Origin of the sequence: Allochromatium palmeri (assembly GCF_009720725.1) — a bacterium.
GTDB lineage: Bacteria > Pseudomonadota > Gammaproteobacteria > Chromatiales > Chromatiaceae > Thermochromatium > Thermochromatium palmeri.
Genome location: NZ_WNKT01000010.1, coordinates 90,576 through 112,267, shown reverse-complemented (window position 1 = coordinate 112,267; position 21,692 = coordinate 90,576). Strand labels below are relative to the sequence as shown.

Sequence of the window (21,692 nt, the reverse complement as noted above, 5' to 3'; positions counted from 1 at the left end):
GTTGCGATTCAGTGCCTCAAGCAACTCTTTATCGCTTTGGGCGTACGTTGGCATGGCAGGAGCCTCACAAGACAGTTCCATGGAACCTACAGTTTAAGCCAGCGCATCAGTTATGGTCGCACCCTTCGTCCAAGCATACTTGTCGCCTATTAGAAAAACGCTGTATTCTTATCACCCTTCTCGTCCCCGCGATCGCGTCCGTACCCGGGCGGCGTTCCGTCCGAGAGTTGTAGCGAGAGAGGACAGGGCGATGGCGATCCTCGACGATCGGCCCGCCTTCATAACGACATCGAGTTGGCGAAGTCCCCCGATGACTGAGCCCTCAAACAATGACATTGCTCGGAGACCGGAAATGAATCAGTTCTACTACGATGCCGTGACCAAGATGGAACAGTTGGGCGTCGATGATGAGTACATCCAGGGGTGGCAGTGTGGTTGCCTGCAGAACCCCAAGCGCGAGGAGCAGCGCCTGACCGACGCTTATGAGGCAGGTTACAGCGACGGCGAAGAAAAGAACGCCGATAACTTCGAGCAGTGGGTCACGGCCTGATCGCAATTTAGCGCGTCCCCCTCCCTCGACCGCGTCCAGAGCCACGCCGACCTACGCGCGGCGCCTCTGGGCTGGACGCGGCTCGTCTGGCCTTCTTCCTGGCCAAAGATACTGTTTCCATCGTGATCGTCCCAGTGCTTACGGCGCTGTCGTCTCCCTTGCTCATGAGGCGATCGCTCCGCATAATCGCTTCATGATTTGAAGCGATTATGGTTTCCAAATGCCTCATACCTGGATCTGGGAGTCCCCCGACTGGCCTGAGTTTCGCTGGGATGCGGTCCGATTCGCACCTGGACTGTCCCGCGCCCGGCTGGCCCAGGGTAAGGTGCTTGGGGCGGCGCGGTTGCTCGATGCCGACCTGACACTGGAGGCTGTGGCGGCCATTCTGGTGGAAGACGGCCTGACCACCAGCGCCATTGAGGGCGAACGACTCGACCTGGACGCTGTGCGCTCCTCCGTAGCCCGCCATCTGGGACTGCCGACCGCCGGTCTGCCGGTGCCGCCGCGTGCCGTGGATGGATTGATTGATGTGCTGCTGGATGCCACGCAGCGCCATGATGTTCCTCTGAGCAACGAACGTCTGTTCGGTTGGCAGGCGGCGCTGTTTCCGACCGGCTATTCGGGTCTGCACGCCATCCGTGTCGGAACACTGCGCGGCGATGAGCCGATGCAGGTGGTCTCGGGGGCGATTGGTAGGGAGCAGGTCCATTTCATCGCACCGCCTCGCCACGGGCTGGAGGCCCAGCTCGATCGCTTCCTCGCCTGGTTCAACGCGGCTCCCGCCGATCTGGATGGACTGGTGCGCGCCGGCCTGGCACACATCTGGTTCATCACCCTGCATCCCTTCGAGGACGGCAACGGTCGGCTGGCCCGCGCCATCACCGACATGGCCCTCGCCCAGGACGAGTCGCAGCCGATGCGTCTTTTCAGTCTCTCGGCGCAGATCCAGCGCGAACGCGCCGGTTACTACGCCATCCTGGAACGCACCCAGCGCGGCGGGCTGGACGTCACCGAATGGCTCGTGTGGTTTCTGGCGCAGGTCGAGGCGGCGGCGACAGCGGCGGAGCAAACGGTGGCCAAGACCCTGGCCAAGGCGCGTTTCTGGTTGCGGCATCAGGCGACGGTGCTCAACGAGCGTCAGCGCAAGGTGCTCAACCGTCTGCTGGATGCCGGCCCGGACGGATTCGCGGGCGGCATGAATACCCGCAAGTATATGGGCCTGACCAAGACCAGCCGCGCGACCGCCTATCGCGAACTGGCCGATCTGGTCGAGAAGGGGTGCTTGCGGCCTACCGGTCAGGGTGGGCGGAGTAGCGGGTACGAGATTCTGTGGCTGTGATGGTGCGGTGTCGGTATTTGGCATTCGATCTGTTGTGAGTCAAGCCGCCTGATCCGTGGCATCCAGGTAGACCGCGCGCAAGTGTTCGGGCAACAGAGACGCGGGATAGCTGTGGTTGCGTAACTTTCCGAGATGCCACCACCAGTGGGCGAGTGGTTGGCGTGGGTCGTCTTCCAGCAATCCTGGATTGATGTAGTCGTTGACCTGCGTGGCCTCGATGACGATCTCATCGAGTTCACGCACATCTTGAGACAGCGCCTGCGCTTCGTTCAAGCACTCTCGCGCTTCGCGTAGCCCGAGACCCTCGCCGTCCATGGAGAATTGAAACCAGGCATATTCGCGATAGCGGGCTACCGGATCAGATCGCTTAGCATCCATAGCATTTCACCAAAGTCATCGTCGAGATCAGGGTACAGACTGACGCGCGTGCCGTCCGGATCGAAAATGGCGTTCCAACCTTCGCGCGGCGATCGAACTTGATAACGGACTCCGCCCTTTCGATACAAACGTGCCTCCTGATCGCTCAGGATGCGCCGATAGAGGGCGTCCATCTCATCGGCACTACTCAACGCCTCGCCGTCTTGATAGCGCCGCTGGATGTAGTGTAGTTCACGACTATCGACGCGCGCCGGGTCGCGACGTATACGATCCAGAAGAGCGGCCACTTCCGGCTCATGGGCCATCGGCTCCAGGTCGGCGACCAGCGCATCGGTGCGCCGCTTGTTGCGATTGAGGTTCTTCGTCCCCCAGACGCCGACATCCCGCGCCTTGATCAGTGCCTCTCGGGCTTCCCGCATCGATTGGCGTTGAGATTCGGTCATGGCCGGCGATTCTACCACTCCCCCAACATCCCAATCCGATACCCCGCCGGCGACTTGGCATCGATGATGTCGATCAGGCTATCATCCTTGGGCCTCGCGTTGCGCTCGGCCTATCCACCCGACCGGCTCCCGGCCATCCGGTAGTGCTCGCCCTCGCGCTGGACCAGGCCCAGTTCGGCTAGGGCAGCGAGGGCGTCGTGCAGTTCGGCGAGCAGTGAGACCAGTCCTTGGGCGTGGATGGCCGATCGGCGTCGTGTTGGCCACGACGATCACGGCAACTTGGCCACGTCCGCGAACACCTCGTCCATCTGCGCGGCGTCATAGTCGAAGATGGGCTTACCGTCCAGTTTCATGCGCTCGATGAACTCCAGCTTGCTGTAGCCGGCCAGTTCCGCCGCCTTGCCCAGTGACAGCTTGTTTTTGCGATACCACATCAGCGCCGCCAAAAAACGCATATCGCGCGTGAACTCTTCAGCGGATTCTCTCAGTGAGAACAGGATATCGTCATCGATAGAAAACGAGACGTGCATGAGGGGCTCCTAAGATTTGTCTGGTCACGAAGCTCCCGCTTCGTGACCATGGCCGGCTCAGAGCGCCGCAATCTTGTCGCGCTGCGCCCGCAGATTGGCAATCGCCGCCGCGTGCTCGGCCAGCTTGGCCCGCTCTTTGTCCACCACCGCCGCTGGCGCTTTGTCGACGAAGGCCGGATTGGCGAGCTTGGCCTCGGTGCGGGCGCTGTCGTCGGTCAGGCGCGCGATCTCCTTGTCCAACCGCTTCAACTCAGCGTCCTTGTCGATCAAACCCGCCATCGGGATCAGGATCTTCATGGCCCCGACCAGCGCGATGGCCGACTCGGGTGCCTGCGACTCGTCATTGAGCACCGTGATCGACTCGGTGCGGGCGAGGAAGTCCAGATAAGGCCGCGCCGTCTCCAGCCACTGCTGTTCCTGCTCGGTCGCGTTGACGACCAGAATCGGCAGCGGCTTGCCGGGCGCGATGTTCATCTCGCCCTTGATACGCCGGATGCCGAGGATGCACTGCTTGACCCAGTCAATCTCGCCGACGGCCTGGGCGTCTTCGGCAGACGGATCGCGCGCGGGGTAGGGCGCCAGCATGATCGTATCGCCCTCGACACCGGCGAGCGGCCGCACCTTCTGCCAGATCTCCTCGGTGATGAAGGGCATGATCGGATGCGCCAGACGCAGCAGGGTTTCGAGCGTCTGCACCAGGGTGCGGCGCGTGCCGCGCTTGGCCGCGTCTGAAGATTGCGTGCCGGTCAGCACCGGCTTGGACAGCTCCAGATACCAGTCGCAGAACGCGTTCCAGGTGAAGTCGTAGAGCGCCTGCGCCGCCAGGTCGAAGCGGTAGATGTCTATGGACTCGGTGACGGTGCCGATGGTGCGGTCGAGTTCGGCGCGAATCCAGCGGTCGGCGGCACTCAGTTCGATCGGGTCCGACCCCAGGCCGCAATCCTGGTCTTCAGTGTTCATCAACACATAGCGCGAGGCGTTCCAGAGCTTGTTGCAGAAGTTGCGGTAGCCCTCGGTGCGTTGCAGGTCGAACTTGATGTCGCGTCCGGTGGTGGCGAGCGCGGCGAAGGTGAAGCGCAGTGCATCGGTGCCGAACGCCGGGATGCCGTCGGGGAAGTCTTTGCGCGTGTCCTTGGTAATCTTTTCGGCCAGATGTGGCTGCATCATGCCCTTGGTGCGCTTCTCGACCAGGGATTCCAGGTCAATGCCGTCGATCAGATCGATGGGGTCAAGGACGTTGCCCTTGGACTTGGACATCTTGTCGCCGTTTTTGTCGCGCACCAGTCCATGGATGTAGACCTCGCGGAAGGGCACGTCGCCCATGAACTTCAGACCCATCATGATCATCCGCGCGACCCAGAAGAAAATGATGTCGAAGCCCGTCACCAGCACCGAGGTCGGATAGAAGGTCTTGAGCCGGTCGGTGTCCTCCGGCCAGCCGAGCGTACTGAAGGGCCAGAGCGCCGAGCTGAACCAGGTGTCGAGCACGTCCTCGTCCTGGCGCAGTTCGACCTCGGGGCCAAAGCCATGCTTGGCGCGAACCTCATCCTCGGAGCGCCCGACATAGACGTTGCCTTCACTGTCGTACCAGGCCGGGATGCGATGGCCCCACCAGATCTGGCGACTGATGCACCAGTCCTGGATGTTGCGCATCCACTCGAAATAGGTGTTCTTCCAGTTGTCGGGGACGAAACGGATGTCGCCGTTCTCGACGGCGGCGATGGCCGGCTCGGCGAGCGGGGCGACGCGCACATACCACTGGTCGGTCAGATAGGGTTCGATGACCGCGCCCGAGCGGTCGCCGCGCGGCTGCTGGAGGCGGTGATCCTTGACCGCCGCGAGCAGTCCGGCGGCTTCCAGATCAGCAACGATGCGCTTGCGCGCCGCGTAGCGGTCGAGTCCGATATAGGCCGCCGGCAGCAACTGGCCTTCTTCCGGTTCGTTGTCGCGAATAGCGGCGTCGGGCGTGAAGATGTTGATGAGTCCGCCGTGCGGCTGCGCGGCGATGGCGGTCTCGTCGCGATGGTTTAGCCACACCTGATGGTCGTTGAAGTCATGCGCCGGGGTGATCTTGACGCAGCCGGTGCCGAACTCGGGATCGGCGTGCTCGTCGGCGACGATGGGGATGCGCCGTCCGGTCAGCGGCAGCTCGACGAAGGCGCCGATCAGGTGTTTATACCGCTCGTCTTCCGGGTTCACAGCGACCGCGCAGTCGCCGAGCATGGTCTCGGGGCGGGTGGTGGAGACGACCAGGAACTGAGGGCCGGACGCGCCCGGCGGCTGGACGATGGGATAACGCATCTCCCACATGAAGCCGCTTTCTTCCTCGGACAGCACTTCGAGGTCTGACACGGCCGTGTGCAGCACCGGATCCCAGTTCACCAGCCGCTTGCCGCGATAGATCAAGCCTTCTTCGTGGAGGCGCACGAAGACCTCGCGCACCGCCTCCGAGAGTCCTTCGTCCATGGTGAAGCGTTCGTGCGCCCAGTCGAGCGAGGCACCCATGCGCCGCAACTGGCGGGTGATGGTGCCGCCGGATTCGGCCTTCCAGTCCCAGATGCGCTCGATGAAGGCGTCGCGTCCGTAGTTGTGGCGCGTCTGGCCTTCGGCCTCGATCAGGCGCTCGACGACCATTTGCGTCGCGATGCCGGCGTGATCGGTGCCGGCCTGCCACAGCGTCTGCTCGCCTTTCATCCGGTGATAGCGAACCAGGGCATCCATGATGGTGTCCTGGAAGGCATGACCCATGTGCAGGCTGCCGGTGACGTTCGGCGGCGGGATCATGATGCAGTAGGCGCTCTGGGCGGCCTCGCGCGCGGTTTCGGCGGGCACGAAATAGCCGCGTTCCTCCCAGTGGCGGTACCAATGGGCTTCCAGGGTTTGGGGGTCGTAGTTCTTGTCCAGCATGGTGCTCAGGCTCGTGGTCGGGCGATGCGAAAGCGATGAAGTATAACCCGCTCAGACAAGGGCAAGGCAGGCTGTCGCCGCCGTGGCGAATACCCTGTCGATGGCCAATAATGGAGTGACGTCACTCTCTCGGTTTTCACGCGGAGGAACCTATGGCCATCACCGCATTCTCAAGCCGTGAGTTCAACTGGGGCCATGTGGTTAGGTTAGCGTGCGGCGGACAGTGTTTTTGTTTCCGCGTGACGCAGCGCTGCACATTTCGTGCGCGAACGAGTTGCGCCGCTTACCCAATCGGCTGGATGCTGGAATCGTCTGAGCCGCCTGCCGCCGTTCTGGTGTCCGGTTCGGTTTGACCCCACAGCAGCGGACGCAGATCCAGAACCATCCGGCAGGGAAACCCCTCACTCAGCGGCGCGCACCCAAAATGCGCGTAGAAAGACTGCGCCTCGGCATCGAGGGCATCGGTGACGAACAGGCGGAAGGCCACGGGGCCGTTCTGCGCAAGTTGCAGCGTCAGACCCAGCGCCTCCTCGAACAGGTAACGGCCCAATCCCTGCCCGCGAATACGGGTATCGACCGCGAGCCGTGCCAGGAGGATTCCTGGAATCGGGAAGCGAGGCAGCCGGTTCAAGTCGGGAAGCGGCGCCAGCGATCCGCGTTCAACGCTGACAGTGGTCAGACTGAAATAACCGGCCAACCGAGGCATGCCGGTTCCGCTGTCGATGGCCACATAGGTTCGCGCCAGGAGATCCTTTTCGGCGTGACGTAAGGCGTATCGCCGCAGATAGTCCACCAGACCAGGGCATGGATTCTGAAAGTCGGCGAGCAATGGACGATGGGAGCGATCCAGCGGCTCAATGCGTAGCGGCATGGCTCAGTCCAACGGCGACCAGCGCAACGACGGGGGCCGCCGCGGCGCTTGCGCCAGATTCGCGAGCGCCGCGCGCAAGGCCGGAGGCGGATCGAACCCCCGTTCGAGCAGAGTCGCCAGACGCTCTACCTCGGCATCGCTCAAGACCAGCCGCTCGCCTGCGGATCGATTTTCCGCCGCGCTCGAACGCTCCAGCGCCGGATGCTGAAGTCGCTCGACCATGTCGCCGCAGCGTGCCTCGATGACCCGCCCCTGCTGCATCTGGCGCGCGACCCAACCTGCGATCACCGCCATTTCGCGCAAGAGATCAGCCTTCTGATTCGGTCCGAGTCCGAACCGCTCGCGTAACAGATCGAGTTCGGCTTCGAGTACAGCGTTGGTCAGGGCTTGAAAACGCGCCATCGGTCACCTCCTGCTTTTGAGTAAAAGATTACTCACCGGAACCGAAATCTGCAAATGGATTTCCGCGCGGTTCGATCATCCCGGTGCCGGTCGTGTCGTTGGTGCTCCTCCGGCTGGATTCGCCAAAAATCCACGGTACCCCGCGCGCGTCGGATATGGCAGCATGTCGCCTGAAGCGCCAGACCCATCACAACTAACCAAAGAAGAAGAGGCGGACCCCATCGATGGACACCACGACTCAGTATGTCTTTGCGTTCGAGGACGGCGATGGAAAGGACAAAAAATTGCTCGGCGGCAAGGGTGCCAACCTGTGCGAGATGACCCAGATCGGGCTGAACGTCCCGCCCGGCTTCGTCATCTCCACGGCGGCCTGTCTGGAGTATCTCGACGAACCTAAACAGGCGCTGCCGCCCGGCCTGATCGAGCAGGTCCAGGGACAGATGCGCGCCCTGGAGCAGAAGACCGGCAAGGGCTTCGGCGACCCGGACAATCCGCTGCTGGTCTCGGTGCGCTCAGGCTCGGCGATGTCGATGCCGGGCATGATGGACACCATCCTCAACCTGGGTCTGAACGCCGACACCCTGCAAGGCGTGATCCGTGCCACCGACGATCCGCGCTTCGGCTACGACGCTTACCGGCGCTTCATCCAGCTTTTCGGCAAGGTCGCGCTCGGCGTGCATGACGAGGCGTTCGACAAGGAATTCGCCGCTATCAAGGAGGCCGCTCACGCCAAGCAGGACGTCGATCTCTCCGCCGGCGACCTGCGCGAGACCTGCGAACGCTTCCTCAAGGTGGTCGAGGACGCCACCGGCCAGCCCTTCCCGACCGACCCCTATCAGCAGCTCGAAATCGCCATCAAGGCCGTCTTCAACTCCTGGTCGGGCAAGCGCGCGGTCGACTATCGCAAGCAGTTCCATATCACCCCGGATATGGCCAATGGCACGGCGGTCAATGTCGTGACCATGGTCTTCGGCAACCGGGGCGACGACTCGGCCACCGGCGTTGCCTTCACCCGCAATCCAGCCACGGGTGAGAACAAGCTCTACGGCGAGTATCTGGTCAACGCCCAGGGCGAAGACGTGGTCGCCGGTATCCGCACCCCCAAGCCGCTCGACCGGCTCCGGGTCGAGATGCCCGAACTGGCCGATCAGCTCGACGAACTGCGCGACAAGCTCGAAACTCACTACCGCGAAATCCAGGACTTCGAGTTCACCATCGAGCAGGGTCAGCTCTATTGTCTCCAGACCCGCAACGGCAAGATGAACACGGTCGCCATGGTGCGCACCTCGGTCGAGATGGAACGCGAGGGACTCATTACTAAAGAACAGGCCCTGTTGCGCATCGCGCCCGAGTCACTGGAACAGATGCTGTTCCCGCGTCTCGATCCAAGTTTCAAGGCCGAAGCGGTCGCCCAGGGTCTGCCGGCCTCGCCGGGCGCGGCCTCCGGCATCGCGGTGTTCGACGCCGACCGCGCCGAACAGCTCGGCAAGGAGCAGGGACTTAAAGTCATCCTGGTGCGCGAGGAGACCAAGCCGGAGGACATCCACGGTTTCTTCGCCTCCGAAGCCATCCTGACATCGCGCGGCGGCAAGACCTCGCACGCGGCGGTGGTTGCGCGCGGCATGGGCAAGCCGTGCGTGGCCGGCGCTGAAGGCATCAGTGTCGATGTCGACCGGCGCGAAGCGCGCGTTGGGCTGACCAGCTTCAAGGAAGGGGATGTCATCACCATCGACGGCACCTCGGGCAAGGTCTATCTGGGCGCGATCCCAACGGTGGAACCGGACTTCACGCCCGAACTCCATACCCTGCTCGGCTGGGCCGACGAGTTGGCCAAACTCAAGGTGCTGGCCAATGCCGACACCCCGGACGATGCGCGTCGCGCACGACGCTATGGCGCGGTCGGCATCGGGTTGGCACGCACCGAGCGCATGTTCAATGATGTCGAGCGGCTGCCGATCGTGATCGAAATGATCGTCGCTGATACGCCCGAGGCGCGTCAGGAGGCGCTCGACCGGCTGCTGCCCTTGCAGCGTCAGGACTTCCATGACCTGTTCGAGGTGATGTCGCCGCATCCGGTCACCATCCGGCTGCTCGATCCGCCGATCCACGAGTTCCTGCCCGACGAGCATGTGCTCGAACGCGAGCTGTCCGAGCTGCGGGTGCTGGGTCAGACGGCGCGTGGCGTGGGCGTCCTGTCGGGAGCCATGGGGCTGCTGCATGCCGCGGAGGGCTTGCGGCGCGAGGTCGAGACCGCGCGTCACATGCTCGACCCAGCGGTGATCGAGGAAGCCATCGCAAAGAAGGAGGCGATGCTCAAGAAGGTGCGTGCGCTTTACGAGACCAACCCGATGCTGGGACATCGCGGCGTGCGGCTCGGCATGACCTTCCCCGAGATCTATCAGATGCAGGTACGCGCTATTTTGGAAGCCGCCGCCGAGTGCGCCAAGTCGGGCATCGAGGTCCATCCGCAGATCAAGGTGCCGCAGGTCTGCACGGTGCAGGAACTGCGCAAGGTCAAGGAATATGTCGAGACCATCCATAGTGAGGTTGCCGCGCATTACGGCAAGCCGGTCAAGTTCCAGTTCGGCACTATGATCGAGGTGGTGCGCGCCTGTATGCGCGCCGACTCGCTGGCCGAGGAGGCCGAGTTCTTCTCCTTCGGCACCAATGACCTGACGCAGGCGACCTTCTCTTTCTCGCGCGAGGATGCCGAGAACAAGTTCCTGCCGCTCTACAATCAGTCGGGTCTGTTGCAGGACAACCCGTTCGATGTGCTCGACGTCAAGGGCGTAGGCAAGCTGATGCAGTTGGCCGTGGAGTGGGGGCGGGCGGTCAAGCCCGATCTGCATGTCGGCATCTGCGGCGAGCACGGCGGGCATCCGGGGTCGATCGGCTTCTGTCATCAGGCCGGACTCGACTATGTGAGCTGCTCAGGTCCGCGCGTGCCGATTGCGCGACTGGCGGCGGCGCATGCGGCCTTGAAGTCAGGTTGATGGCGAGACCTGCCGGTCTTGCACTATGAAAAGCGGCGATGTGATCAAGCGCCTGGAGTCCGACGGCTGGGTGCTGGTGCGTATGAAAGGCTCGCATCATCAGTTCCGTCGGCCCGGGCAGCCGGGCTTGGTCACGGTTCCGCATCCGAAAGCCGATATTCCGCTGCCGACCTTGCGCAGCATCTACCGTCAGGCCGGCTGGCCCTGGAAGTGAGTCATGCGATTGGCATTGGCCCTGCATACTGATGATGGCGTGGCCTATGGGGTCACAGTGCCCGATCTTCCGGGGTGTTTCTCGGCGGGTGAGAGTCTGGATCAGGCGATCGAAAACGCCTACGAGGCCATCGATGCCCATGTCGAGCTGCTGATGGATGACGGAGACGCCGTGCCCTGTCCGCGTCCGCTTGCCGAGCATCAGGCCAATCCGGACTTTGCGGGGGCGGTGTGGGTAGTGATCGATGCACCGATCGAGCGTTATTTCGGTCCGACCGAGAAGATCAATATCCGGGTGCCGCGACGGTTGCTCCAGCGCATCGATGCGCACGCCAAAGCGCGTCATCTGAGTCGTTCGGCCTTTCTGACGCAGGTCGCCAGCGAAGCGATAGGGCGCGAAGGGCCGTGCCGGAACCAGTGAGGTAAAACGCATGGATCTCGATGCCCTGAATGCCGCCTTTGCGCTCCCTGACGTCCTGCATTTCGTCGAAGGGCCGGGCGGTTTGACGCTGATCGAGATCGACAACGGACTGGCGCGGGCGACCCTGACCACGCATGGTGCTCAGGTGTTGTCCTACCGCCCGGCTGGGGCGCGCGATGAGCTGCTGTTCGTCGGCGAGCGCGCCTATTTTGCCCCGGACCAGGAGATCAAGGGCGGCGTGCCGATCTGCTGGCCCTGGTTCGGGCGTGATCCCGACGACCCGGCGCGTGTCATCCACGGTTTTGCACGCTTGCGAACCTGGTCGGTGCTGGCGTGTGAGACGCGGCCCGATGGCGCAATCTGGGTGCGGTTCGGGCTGGCGGACGATGAAACGACGCGCGCGCTCTGGCCGCATTACTTCAATCTCTGGGTCGAGGTCACTGTGGGGGCGACTCTGTCGGTGGTGCTGACCACGCGCAACGCGGGTGATGAACCCTTCGCGATCACACAGGGCCTGCACGCCTATTTCCAGATTGGCGACCCGGCTCAGGTCAGCATCCTTGGACTCAATGGCTGCCGTTATCTCGACAAGGCGGCGGACGCACCGCCGGACGCGGTCGGTGTCCAGTCCGGTGCGCTGGGTCTCGATGCCGAGGTGAATCGCATCTACGAATCCGTGCCGCCCCAGCTCGTGATCGAGGATACAGCGCTCGAACGCCGGATTCGGATCGACAGCACGCACAGTCGCACCTGCGTGGTCTGGAATCCCTGGATCGCCGGTGCGCAGGCGCTGCCGGATCTCGATGATGCCGATTACCAACGCTTCGTCTGTGTCGAGACCGTCAACGCCGCCTCCGAGATCATCACCATCCAGCCCCAGGGTGAGGCGCGCATCGGCGCCGACTATCGAATCGAACCCCTGTAACGCTCATGCCCTGATTCGGGATGGCGTCTTTGCAGTCAAGGTGCTGACGCCACTCCCGCCGCTGAGTCCGATCAGCTAGACTGCCCCTATGAGCACCGACACCACACCATCATCCTCCGTCCCCGGCGAAGACACCCGGCGCCAATGGCACCGCCTGTTCGGCATCGCCCTGACCGAGCTGTTCGAGGGTGCCCCCTGGCGTGTCGAACTCGAACAGGAACTGGCCGTGCGCAGCCAACTGCTGGATGTGGCCATCATCGAAGCCGTCGGGGAAGGTGCCGAACGCCGGTTCCCGCCCGACCTGCCCGACGGCTTGGATAATCTGCGCGCGCACAACCTGCTGACCTACAAATCCCATCACGAAGCCCTCAACGCCTGGGCGCTCGACGAACTGATCGGACACTACGTCAACTACCGCAAGCTCCACCTGAACTCCGAAGGCAAACGCCACCCGTCTAGCGCCTTCGGCCTCTACGCCGTCGCCACCCGCTGTCCGCGTCGCCTCAACGCCACCCATCCCCTGCAACCGACCGCCTGGGACGGGGTCTATGATCAACCCTGGGGCGGACAGGTGGTGCGCCTGATCGTGCTCAACGAAATCGCTCCCCACCCGCGCAACGTCGCTTGGGAACTCTTCGCCAGCGAACGTGATCGACTGCGTCAAGGGTTGATCCACTACCGCGCCCGCTATCCAAACCCGACCCCGGGCGGACACTGGGCGCTGCTCGAATACCTGCATCTGATCTACCAACGAGAGGTATCCAATATGGCCTACACCATGGAAGAGTTTCTGCGCGAGGCCGAGGAGATCGCCATCGACCGGGTGATGAAACGCGATCCAGACGCCATCCTCAAGCGCTTCGATGCCGATGAGGTGCTTAAGCGCTTCGATCCCGATGAGGTGCTTAAGCACTTCGATGCCGAGGAGCGCCTGAAGGGGCTTGAAGCGGAAGATGTGCTCAAGCGCCTCGACCCTGCCACCATCGAAGCCTGGTTGGCCAAACAGCACCGGGATCACTGACCGGCCAACTGTCGATTCAGGTCGCAAGGATGGGCAGAGCATCGCGATGCGCCTCCACAGCGACCACATCCATGCCAACCGCCTGCCCTGTGAAGCCAGCCATGTCCGACGTATCTGCCGACACCCTGACCGAATCCCACTGGCAAGACTGGCTCGCCTGGGCCAGCGAACAGGGTCTGACCCCGCCGAACGACCCTGAATTCGAGCGGGCGCGGCAGCGGGTGTGGGAGGCAAGCGAGTACTTGGCCATCTCGGCCGCGCGCCATCCGTCCGAGTTCGCCGAGCTGATTGCAAGCGGCGATCTCGATCAGACCTATGGGGCTGGTGACCTGTCCAGTCGGCTCGATGCCCGGCTCGCGGGTGCCGAGGATGAACCCGCGCTCCAGAAAGCCCTGCGTCTGTTCCGCCGCCGCGAGATGATGCGGATCATCTGGCGCGACATCGCCAATCTAGCCCCTTTGGAAGAGACGTTGGAGGATCTGTCGGAGCTGGCCGATGTCTGTATCCGGGGTGCGCTCGATCAGCTCTATCCCTGGATCTGTGCCGAGCTGGGCACGCCGTGCGACCCGTCCGGACGTCCGCTGCGCCTGCTGGTGCTGGCCATGGGCAAGCTCGGGGCGCGTGAGCTCAATCTCAGCTCCGATATCGATCTGATCCTGGCGTTCGCTCAGCCCGGGATGATCGAGGGCGGTCGGCGTTCGCTCAGTCACGAGCAGTTCTTCGTGCGCCTCGGCCAGCGTCTGGTGCAGGCACTGGCTAACAAAACCGTCGATGGCTTCGTGTTCCGCGTCGACACCCGCCTGCGTCCGTTCGGCGAGGTCGGCCCGCTGGCCATGAGTTTTCAGGCGATGGAGGACTACTACCAGTCCCAGGCGCGCGAATGGGAACGCTACGCCATGATCAAGGCGCGTCCAGTCGCCGGCGATCCCGACGACATCGAACAACTGATGGCGATGCTGCGTCCCTTCGTCTACCGGCGCTACCTGGACTTCGGCGCCTTTGAGTCACTGCGCGAACTCAAGCGCCTGATCGCCAAGGAACTCTACCGGCGCGGCATGGACGCCAATATCAAGCTCGGCCCCGGTGGCATCCGCGAGATCGAGTTCATCGGTCAGGCGTTCCAACTGGTGCGCGGCGGGCGCGATCCCGAGCTTCAGGTGCGTCCGATCCGTACCGTGCTGGCGCGGCTGGCCCAACGCGAGCTGATGCCCGCCGAGGCCGTCGCTCAGCTCGATGCGGCCTATGTCTTTTTACGCTTGGTTGAAAACCGGCTTCAGGCCTATCGCGATCAGCAGACCCACCGGCTGCCGGACGACGGCCCGGGACAGCTCCGACTGGCTCGCGCGATGGGCTATATGGATTGGGCCGCCTTCGCTATTGATCTGGACGCGCATCGGCGTCTAGTCCAGGAGCATTTCGACGCGGTCTTCGCGCTGCCGGCCACTGAGACTGAAGTCGAGGACGCGCCCCTGAGCGCCGTCTGGCAGGGCGACCGCGACGCCGATCATGAACTGGAACTGCTCGAACGCGCGGGCTTTGCCGATCCGGAGAGCGTCCGCGCCCGTGTCCAGCAGTTTCGCGAAGCCTGTGTGCGCAAGGGGCTGAGCGCGCGCGGACACGAGCGTCTGAGCCTGATCATGCCGCATGTGCTGTGCGTCGCGGCCGGGTGCACGCACCCCGATCTGGCGCTGGAGCGGGTGCTGCGCGTGCTGGAAGCCGTCGCACGCCGCAGTGCTTATCTGGCGATGCTCGCCGAACATCCGCTGATCCTCACGCACCTGATCCAGCTCTCCAGCCTCAGCCCCTGGTTTGCCGATCAGATCGGGCGTCATCCGCTGCTGCTCGACGAACTGCTCGACCCGCGTCGGCTCTATGCGCCCTTGCGCCGCGAGAGTCTGGAGAGCGAGCTGGATGCGCTGCTGGCCCATGTCGACGCCGAGGATCTGGAGCAGCAGATGGAGCGACTGCATCAGTTCGCCCAGGGCAACCAGTTGCGTGTGGCGGCAGCGGATTTGACCGCGACCATTTCACTGATGGTGGTCAGCGATTATCTGACCGAGATCGCCGAGGTCGCGGTCACGCGCGTGCTCGATCTGTCCCAGGCCCATCTGGCCGCCCGGCATGGTCGACCGACTGACATCACGGGCGAGGACACGGGCTTCCTGGTGCTCGGCTATGGCAAGCTCGGCGGCATCGAGTTGGGCTATGACTCGGATCTGGATCTGGTGTTCCTGCATGGCAGCGACTCGGTCAGCGCCATGACCGATGGGGCTAAAGAGATCAGCAATGAGCAGTTTTATGCGCGGCTCGGTCAGCGCATTATTCACATGATGACCACGCGCACGCCCTCGGGTCAGCTCTACGAGGTCGACATGCGACTGCGCCCGGATGGCAGCAAAGGCATGCTGGTGCGCTCACTGACCTCCTTCACCCACTACCAGGAAAACGATGCCTGGACCTGGGAGCATCAGGCACTGGTACGCGCGCGTCCGGTCGCCGGTGATCCGGGTCTGGCCGCGCGTTTTAAAGACATCCGTCGCGCCATCCTCTGTCGCGAGCGCGATCCCGATCAGCTCAGACGCGACGTGCGCGAGATGCGCGCCAAGATGCGCGAGAACCTCGACAAAAGCGGCGACGGGCGTTTCGATCTCAAGCAGGGCGCGGGCGGTATTGCCGATATCGAGTTTATGGTTCAATACGCTGTCCTGCGCTGGGCGGCCAGCCACCCGGCACTGGTCGACTGGACCGACAACGTGCGGTTGCTCGACACCCTGGCGCGGCTCGATCTGCTCCCGGGGCATTGCGCCCAGGATCTCACCGAGGCTTACAAGTCGCTGCGCGCGGCCTATCATCGCAGTGCCTTGCGCGAGCAGCCCAAGACCGTGCCCGACGACGAACTACAGCCCGAACGCGAGCGTGTGCGGGCGTTGTGGCATGAATTGATGGACGACTGACGCTTACGGCGCTGGCCCGGAGGCGAGCGCTTCGGTCAGTCCCTAACCGTTTTTATCAAGATCGAACTCGGGGCGCGATACGCCCTGGGACTAGCGGAGTGATGACACATGGCGACGATGGCAGACCGTGATGGCCTGATCTGGCTGGACGGCGAAATGGTGCCTTGGCGCGAGGCCAAGACCCACGTACTGACCCACACCCTGCACTACGGCATGGGGGTCTTCGAGGGCGTCCGGGCCTATCCGACGGCCAAGGGCACGGCCATCTTCCGGCTGGAGGAGCACACCAACCGCCTGTTCAGCTCGGCGCACATCCTGGGGATGCCCATGCCCTGCGATCGCGAGACGCTGAACGCCGCTCAACGCGCCGTGGTGCGCGAGAACGGGCTGGAGTCGGCCTATATTCGCCCCATGTGCTTCTATGGTTCGGAAGGCATGGGTCTGCGCGCCGACAACCTCAAGGTGCACTGCATGGTCGCCGCCTGGTCCTGGGGCGCCTATCTGGGCGAGGACAACATGCGCAACGGCATCCGCATCAAGGTCTCGTCCTTCACCCGCCATCATGTCAACACCACCATGTGCCGCGCCAAGGCCAACGGCAATTACATGAACTCGATGATGGCGCTGCAAGAGGCGCTGCGCGATGGCTATGACGAGGCGCTGCTGCTCGATGCTTCGGGCTTCGTGATGGAAGGCAGCGGCGAGAACATCTTCATCGTGCGCGATGGCGTGCTCTATACGCCGGACCTGACCTCGGCGCTCGACGGCATCACGCGACGCACCGTGATGACGCTGTGCGAGGAACTCGGGCTGAGGGTGGTCGAGAAGCGCATCACGCGCGACGAGGTCTATATCGCCGATGAAGCGTTCTTCACCGGCACCGCCGCCGAGGTGACGCCGATCCGCGAGATCGATGGGCGCGCCATCGGTTCGGGTACGCGCGGACCCATCACCGAGCGCTTGCAGACGCTTTATTTCGATCAGGTCCACGGGCGGCGCGAGTCGCATCCGGAATGGCTCGCGCTGGTGTAACCTAGCCATCTTCGCCGTTAGGAGACCACAGCTATGTCGAACACAGCCACAGCGACGCTCCAGGAGTCGCCGCCGATCGAAGTCAGTCGTCAGGATCTACCGCTTTGCTGTCCGCAGCCGGACGCACCGGTCTGGAACATGCATCCTCGGGTCTATTTGTCGATTGAGAATGATCCGCATCACGAGGCGGTCTGTCCCTATTGTGGGGCTAGGTATCGGCTCGTCTAGTACTAGACGCTATGCAGGAACGCCGAATCCCAACATCTGATGTTGGGATTCGTTTTTCATGCGCGCGGTTGAAAGCTGAATCAGCCTTGGCTTCGCTTCGCCCGCCGCTGGAGCCACACCTCCAGCCCCTGGGCGTTGAGTTCGGTATCGACCGTCAGTAGCTCCTGGATGTGCGCATCGTGCAGATCCACACCATGCTCGCGCGCGCGCTGGGTCAGATGCGCCGTGACCGACTCCTTGATCCGTCCCTGTCGCCCGTCCTCGGGCTGTCCTTCCTCTCGCAGCGCCAGCTCAGCCAGATCGCGGATGCTCTGGCGCAGAGCCTCGACGTGCTCAGCCGGGCGGTCGACACGGCCATAGTGCGTCAGATACATGGCGCGCGGCTCATGCGCCATCAGCGTGTCGACACTTGTGAGCCAGGCCTCTGGATCGAAGGCGACCGGCGTGGTCGGCGCAAACAGCCAGGGACCGTTCGGTGTGTCGAACTCGCGATAGGCGATGCCGAAGGTGTCGCCGGTGAAGAAGCCCTGAGTCTGGCTGTCGAGGATGCAGCCGTGATGATTGGCATGCCCAGGTGTGTCGATGAAGGTCAGGGTGCGTCCGTTCAGATCGAAGGTCTGCCCATCTTCAACGAAGATGACGCGCTCGGCCGGGATCGGCTGGGGCGCGCCGAAGTCGCGCAGAAAATTCTCCTCGCCATAGACGACGCTGGAGCCGGCGATCAGCTTGCTCGGGTCGATCAGGTGCGGTGCGCCCTTGGGATGGACCACCAGACGCGCGTTGGGGCAGGCCGCCATCAGATGACCCGAGGCGCCGGCATGGTCCAGATGCACATGGGTCGGCATCACATAGTCGACGTGCTCGGGTGTCAGGCCGAGCGCGGCGACGGTCGCCAGCAGCGCCGGGGCGGCATTGGCCGGTCCGGTATCGACGAAGGCCAGACGCTCGCCCGAGCGCACCAGATAGGCAGCGGCCAAACCGTGGCGATAGAGTCCGGTCTCGATACAGTAGATACCCTCGGCGATCTCTTGGAAGTGAGTTTGGGGCATAGTCGATCAGATCTCCAGTAACAAGCCGGAGCGCTTCGTGGAGACGGGAGGCGCCGGCAGTCGAATACAGAGGCGCTAGTCTAAGGGATCGGTACAGATAGCGCGACGGGCCGGATATTTAGAATATTAACGATTGTAAATACTGAAGTTTTCTCTTGCCTTCGAGAGAAAACTCGTGGATGGTTGAACTGCACCCCATACCACCTCATTAGAAGATCGGGTGTTGGGTTGCGTGCTTCGAACGATAAAAAACCGCCCCGCCTGTGGTTATAACGACATAAAAAAGATTTGGAGGATTTCGCCATGCCACACGTGATGACAGTCGACCGACTCAATCATCAAGAAGGTCTTCAGGTCTCGACCATCGATTTCAGCCACCCCTGGGAGTGGCTGCGCAAGGGCTGGACCGATATTCGCGCCGCGCCCGGATACAGCCTGACCTATGGAACCGCGATCGTGCTGCTCAGTCTGCTGATCACCACGCTGATGATCCTCGGCGAGTTGAGTTTCCTGGTGCCCTTCCTGATCGCCGGCTTTTTTCTGATGGCGCCGATGCTGTCGATCGGACTCTATCAGATGAGCGCCCATCTGGAGCGGGCCGAATCGCTGGAGTCCTGTCAGGCGCTGGAGGCGTTCAAGCGCAATCAGGGGCAGTTGGGAATGATCTCGGCCTTTCTGTTCGTGACCCTGCAAGCCTGGCTGGTGGTTTCGCTGGTGTCGATCGCGTTGCTGTTCGATGATCCCTTCCCGACGCTCGACAACTTCCTGCCGGTCGTGTTTTTCTCGGGAGATCACCTGCTCCTGCTGGCGACCATCACCGTCATCGGTGCCGGCTTCGCGGCCGTCGTCTTCGGCATCATGGCCATCACCGTGCCCTTGCTGGTGGATCGGCATCTCGACGCACTGACCGCCATGCGCACCAGTGTGCGCGCCGTGCTGCACAATCCCGGCCCCATGCTGCTCTGGGCGGGGTTGATCGTGCTGATCGTCGGCGCCGGGCTGGTGACCTTCTATCTGGGGCTCTTCATCGCCATCCCGCTCGTCGGGCACGCCAGTTGGCATGCCTATCGCGATCTGGTGCCCAGTCCCTGAGATCAGGGATCGAAGCGATAGTCGAGCATCTGGATGTCGCGCGCGAACTGGCGCGCGACCAGCTCGGCCGTCTCGTCGCTGTAATAGCTCCGGTAGTCGCGCGTCCGGTCCCGGGCCTGACGTTCGTGGGGTAGGGCGGGAGTGCGAATGCCGATGCGTTCGCAGACGGTCGCGAAGTCCGCGTGCAAGTGCTCATAGCGCCCAATGAAATCCACCACCACCGCGCCGCCGAGATCGATCAGATAATCGGTCTGGAGCGTGATCGACGTATCGATGTGATACTGATAAGGCCGCTCCGGATCGAGCTTCCAGCGCAGGAACCCCTCGAAGGTCTCATGTCCGCCGAGATACTGCGGACGTTCGCGCCGGATGTGGTGAAACGAGCTGACCTGGAGATCCCAGGGATTGCGCACGAAGGCGAACTTGAACAGGCTGTCGAAATACGCCCTGGGCAGCAGCTCCTTGGCCGCGACTACCTTGGCGTGACGCGGCAGCTTGGTCGCGATCCGATGACCACTCAGATGACTGAAGCGACTGCACAGAAACATCGGGTAGTACCAGGGATCACGCCAGCGCAGACCTTCGAGCGCGGCGCGCACGCTGGTGCCGCCGGTCTTGGCGATATGGACGAACAGGAAGCGGTATTTGGGTGACAGGAGCATGATGCGAGCGTCGCGGCGATCAGGATCGATCGTCCGGCTTCGAGGACTTCCGGCGCGCGCGCGGATGGGCCTGATCGTAGACCTGAGCCAGGTGCTGGAAGTCGAGATGGGTATAGATCTGGGTGGTACCGATGTCGGTGTGCCCGAGTAGTTCCTGGACGGCGCGCAGATCGCCGGAGGACTCCAGCAGATGGGTCGCGAAACTGTGTCTGAGCAGATGCGGATGCAGATGCTGGCTCGCGCCGCGCTCCAACGCCCAGCGTTCGAGCCGTTTCTCGACCGTGCGCGGATGGATGCGTTGACCGCGTAGACTGACAAACAGCGCCCGCTCGTCCGGATTGGCCAGTGCCGGACGCACCGCGAGCCAACGCTCGACCGCCTCGCGCGCTTTCTGGCCGACGGGGACGCGCCGGCTCTTGGCGCCCTTGCCGATCACGCCCAGCTCACCCTCGCGCATGTCGATATCGCCCAGATCGACGCCCACCAGTTCGGCCAGACGCAGACCCGACGAATAGAAGAGTTCGACCATGGCCGTGTCGCGAATCATGAGCGGGTCTTCATCGACTGGATTAAGCAAGGCGCTGAGCTGATCGGTGTCGAAGGTGCGCGGGAGCGTGCGCGGACTCTTGGGCGCGCGGAGGCCGACGGCTGGATTGACCTGCGCCTGATTCTCGCGCAGCAGCCAGCGGTAAAACCCGCGCAGGCTGGAGAGTTCGCGCTGGAGCGTCTTGCCCGAGACGCCCTGACGATGACGCAAGGCGGTGTAGCGGCGGATGCCGGCCTCATCGAGCTGTTCGAGCGCTCCCGCGTCCTGATCGGCCAGCCAGCGGCTGATCTGGACGAGGTCGCGCCGATAGGCCGTGACCGTGTGGTCGGACAGCCGTCGCTCGTGCGCCAGATGTGCGAGAAAGCGCTCGATCAACGTCATCTCGATCGGCGCCTGCGCGGTGGGCGTGTCCAGGCGTGTGGGCATGGCTGGATCAGTGCGGTTCGCAGCCACTGAAGCGAATCGCCCTGAGCTTCTGGCTGATGATCTCGCCGAGCCGGTTCAGGAAATCGGTGCCCATGTCGGGACTGAAGCGGGTGGCGTCCGCACTGCCGATGGCGATGATGCCCGACTGACCGCTGGCATGGATCGGCACGATGGCGGCTGAATGGATGCCCGCACCGCCCTCGCCGAACAAGGCCACGGCGCGTTCAGGACTCAGTGGACCGCAGAGCGCGTTGCGACGATCGATGAAATCGGCGAAGGCATTGGCCAGGGGGTCGTGCGGCGCCCCCTCCTCGATGGCCGCGAGCGCAAAGAGCTTGAACGCCAGCGCCTCGGCATGGAACTCGCGCAGCAGAGTTTCGCGCAGCAGGTGACAGAGCGGCTCTGAGTCGTCGACAACCATGAGTTGCAGAATCAGACCATGGAGACGGGTCGAGAGCGACTCGTACTCGCGCGCCCGGGCGATGAGATGGATGAAGCGATTACGTTCGGTTGCAAGCTGGCGGCGCAGCGCGCGAACCTGATACTCGATCAGCGACACGGCGCCCGTAACGCCGTGCGGTACCTCAATGGCCGTCAGCACCTCTGGATGACGGACAAGGAAGTCCGGATGGGCCATCAGATATTCGGCGACCCGTTGTTCCTGGTCGAACACCTCATTCTGGCTCTGTTCGGCCTGATGCATCACGCC

General features: G+C 63.1%; 21 protein-coding genes. 11 read left to right on the top strand and 10 right to left on the bottom strand.

Features of this window, described 5'->3' with window-relative positions; genetic code table 11:
* The first annotated feature begins 352 nt into the window (after positions 1-352).
* The gene (locus GJ668_RS07120; protein WP_155449453.1) at positions 353-550 is read left to right on the top strand and encodes an Alvin_2107 family globule sulfur oxidation protein; all 198 of its coding nucleotides are present in this window, start codon (positions 353-355) and stop codon (positions 548-550) included.
* Between the two features lie 220 nt (positions 551-770).
* Positions 771-1,889: a Fic family protein gene (locus GJ668_RS07115; protein ID WP_155449452.1), complete on the top strand. Its 1,119-nt coding sequence runs from the start codon at positions 771-773 to the stop codon at positions 1,887-1,889.
* A 39-nt stretch (positions 1,890-1,928) separates the two neighbouring features.
* Here GJ668_RS07115 and GJ668_RS07110 read toward each other — a convergent pair whose 3' ends face one another.
* The 6 genes from GJ668_RS07110 to GJ668_RS07085 form a co-directional block, all read right to left on the bottom strand.
* Positions 1,929-2,267, bottom strand: a complete 339-nt coding sequence (locus tag GJ668_RS07110; protein ID WP_155449451.1) for a hypothetical protein — start codon at positions 2,265-2,267, stop codon at positions 1,929-1,931.
* Positions 2,240-2,710 carry a hypothetical protein gene (locus GJ668_RS07105; RefSeq protein ID WP_155449450.1) on the bottom strand — a complete coding sequence of 157 codons (471 nt, stop codon included), beginning with the start codon at positions 2,708-2,710 and terminating at the stop codon, positions 2,240-2,242. The genes GJ668_RS07110 and GJ668_RS07105 overlap by 28 nt, the downstream gene beginning before the upstream one ends.
* A 269-nt stretch (positions 2,711-2,979) precedes the next feature.
* Positions 2,980-3,240 carry a UPF0175 family protein gene (locus tag GJ668_RS07100; RefSeq protein ID WP_155449449.1) on the bottom strand — a complete coding sequence of 87 codons (261 nt, stop codon included), beginning with the start codon at positions 3,238-3,240 and terminating at the stop codon, positions 2,980-2,982.
* Between the two features lie 57 nt (positions 3,241-3,297).
* Positions 3,298-6,147: a valine--tRNA ligase gene (locus GJ668_RS07095; RefSeq protein ID WP_155449448.1), complete on the bottom strand. Its 2,850-nt coding sequence runs from the start codon at positions 6,145-6,147 to the stop codon at positions 3,298-3,300.
* 283 nt (positions 6,148-6,430) lie between these two features.
* Positions 6,431-7,018 (bottom strand): GNAT family N-acetyltransferase, encoded by a 588-nt coding sequence (locus GJ668_RS07090; RefSeq protein ID WP_155449447.1) that lies wholly within the window; start codon positions 7,016-7,018, stop codon positions 6,431-6,433.
* A 3-nt stretch (positions 7,019-7,021) separates the two neighbouring features.
* Entirely contained in the window at positions 7,022-7,420 is a 399-nt protein-coding gene (locus GJ668_RS07085; protein ID WP_155449446.1) for a hypothetical protein, read from the bottom strand.
* A 224-nt stretch (positions 7,421-7,644) separates the two neighbouring features.
* On the opposite strand from GJ668_RS07085, the gene ppdK reads away from it, so the two are divergent.
* From ppdK to GJ668_RS07045, 8 genes are all read left to right on the top strand, one after another.
* Entirely contained in the window at positions 7,645-10,413 is a 2,769-nt protein-coding gene (ppdK, locus tag GJ668_RS07080) for a pyruvate, phosphate dikinase (protein WP_155449445.1), read from the top strand.
* A gap of 25 nt (positions 10,414-10,438) precedes the next feature.
* A complete protein-coding gene (locus GJ668_RS07075) occupies positions 10,439-10,627 on the top strand; it encodes a type II toxin-antitoxin system HicA family toxin (protein WP_155449444.1) in 189 nt (62 codons plus the stop codon).
* Between the two features lie 3 nt (positions 10,628-10,630).
* Complete coding sequence (locus tag GJ668_RS07070) at positions 10,631-11,047, top strand: type II toxin-antitoxin system HicB family antitoxin (protein WP_155449443.1); 417 nt, start codon at positions 10,631-10,633, stop codon at positions 11,045-11,047.
* 10 nt (positions 11,048-11,057) lie between these two features.
* Positions 11,058-11,972, top strand: coding sequence for a D-hexose-6-phosphate mutarotase (locus GJ668_RS07065; protein WP_155449442.1), 915 nt, complete (start codon positions 11,058-11,060; stop codon positions 11,970-11,972).
* Positions 11,973-12,060: 88 nt separating this feature from the next.
* A complete protein-coding gene (locus tag GJ668_RS07060) occupies positions 12,061-12,993 on the top strand; it encodes a hypothetical protein (RefSeq protein ID WP_155449441.1) in 933 nt (310 codons plus the stop codon).
* Positions 12,994-13,094: 101 nt separating this feature from the next.
* The gene (glnE, locus tag GJ668_RS07055; protein ID WP_155449440.1) at positions 13,095-15,947 is read left to right on the top strand and encodes a bifunctional [glutamate--ammonia ligase]-adenylyl-L-tyrosine phosphorylase/[glutamate--ammonia-ligase] adenylyltransferase; all 2,853 of its coding nucleotides are present in this window, start codon (positions 13,095-13,097) and stop codon (positions 15,945-15,947) included.
* 108 nt (positions 15,948-16,055) lie between these two features.
* Positions 16,056-16,979 (top strand): branched-chain amino acid transaminase, encoded by a 924-nt coding sequence (locus GJ668_RS07050; protein WP_155449439.1) that lies wholly within the window; start codon positions 16,056-16,058, stop codon positions 16,977-16,979.
* Positions 16,980-17,012: 33 nt separating this feature from the next.
* A complete protein-coding gene (locus tag GJ668_RS07045; protein WP_155449438.1) occupies positions 17,013-17,207 on the top strand; it encodes a zinc-finger domain-containing protein in 195 nt (64 codons plus the stop codon).
* Positions 17,208-17,287: 80 nt separating this feature from the next.
* On the opposite strand, the gene GJ668_RS07040 is transcribed toward GJ668_RS07045, so the two are convergent.
* Positions 17,288-18,256 (bottom strand): MBL fold metallo-hydrolase, encoded by a 969-nt coding sequence (locus GJ668_RS07040; RefSeq protein ID WP_155449437.1) that lies wholly within the window; start codon positions 18,254-18,256, stop codon positions 17,288-17,290.
* 303 nt (positions 18,257-18,559) lie between these two features.
* On the opposite strand from GJ668_RS07040, the gene GJ668_RS07035 reads away from it, so the two are divergent.
* Positions 18,560-19,348, top strand: a complete 789-nt coding sequence (locus GJ668_RS07035; RefSeq protein ID WP_155449436.1) for a DUF2189 domain-containing protein — start codon at positions 18,560-18,562, stop codon at positions 19,346-19,348.
* A 2-nt stretch (positions 19,349-19,350) separates the two neighbouring features.
* Here GJ668_RS07035 and GJ668_RS07030 read toward each other — a convergent pair whose 3' ends face one another.
* From GJ668_RS07030 to GJ668_RS07020, 3 genes are read right to left on the bottom strand one after another with little or no spacing between them, the layout of a single operon-like run.
* Positions 19,351-20,010, bottom strand: coding sequence for a sulfotransferase family 2 domain-containing protein (locus GJ668_RS07030; RefSeq protein ID WP_155449435.1), 660 nt, complete (start codon positions 20,008-20,010; stop codon positions 19,351-19,353).
* Positions 20,011-20,029: 19 nt separating this feature from the next.
* A complete protein-coding gene (gene xerC / locus GJ668_RS07025) occupies positions 20,030-20,983 on the bottom strand; it encodes a tyrosine recombinase XerC (protein WP_155449434.1) in 954 nt (317 codons plus the stop codon).
* A 7-nt stretch (positions 20,984-20,990) separates the two neighbouring features.
* On the bottom strand, positions 20,991-21,686 hold the full coding sequence (locus GJ668_RS07020) for a DUF484 family protein (RefSeq protein WP_155449463.1): 696 nt from the start codon (positions 21,684-21,686) through the stop codon (positions 20,991-20,993).
* Positions 21,687-21,692 lie beyond the last annotated feature (6 nt).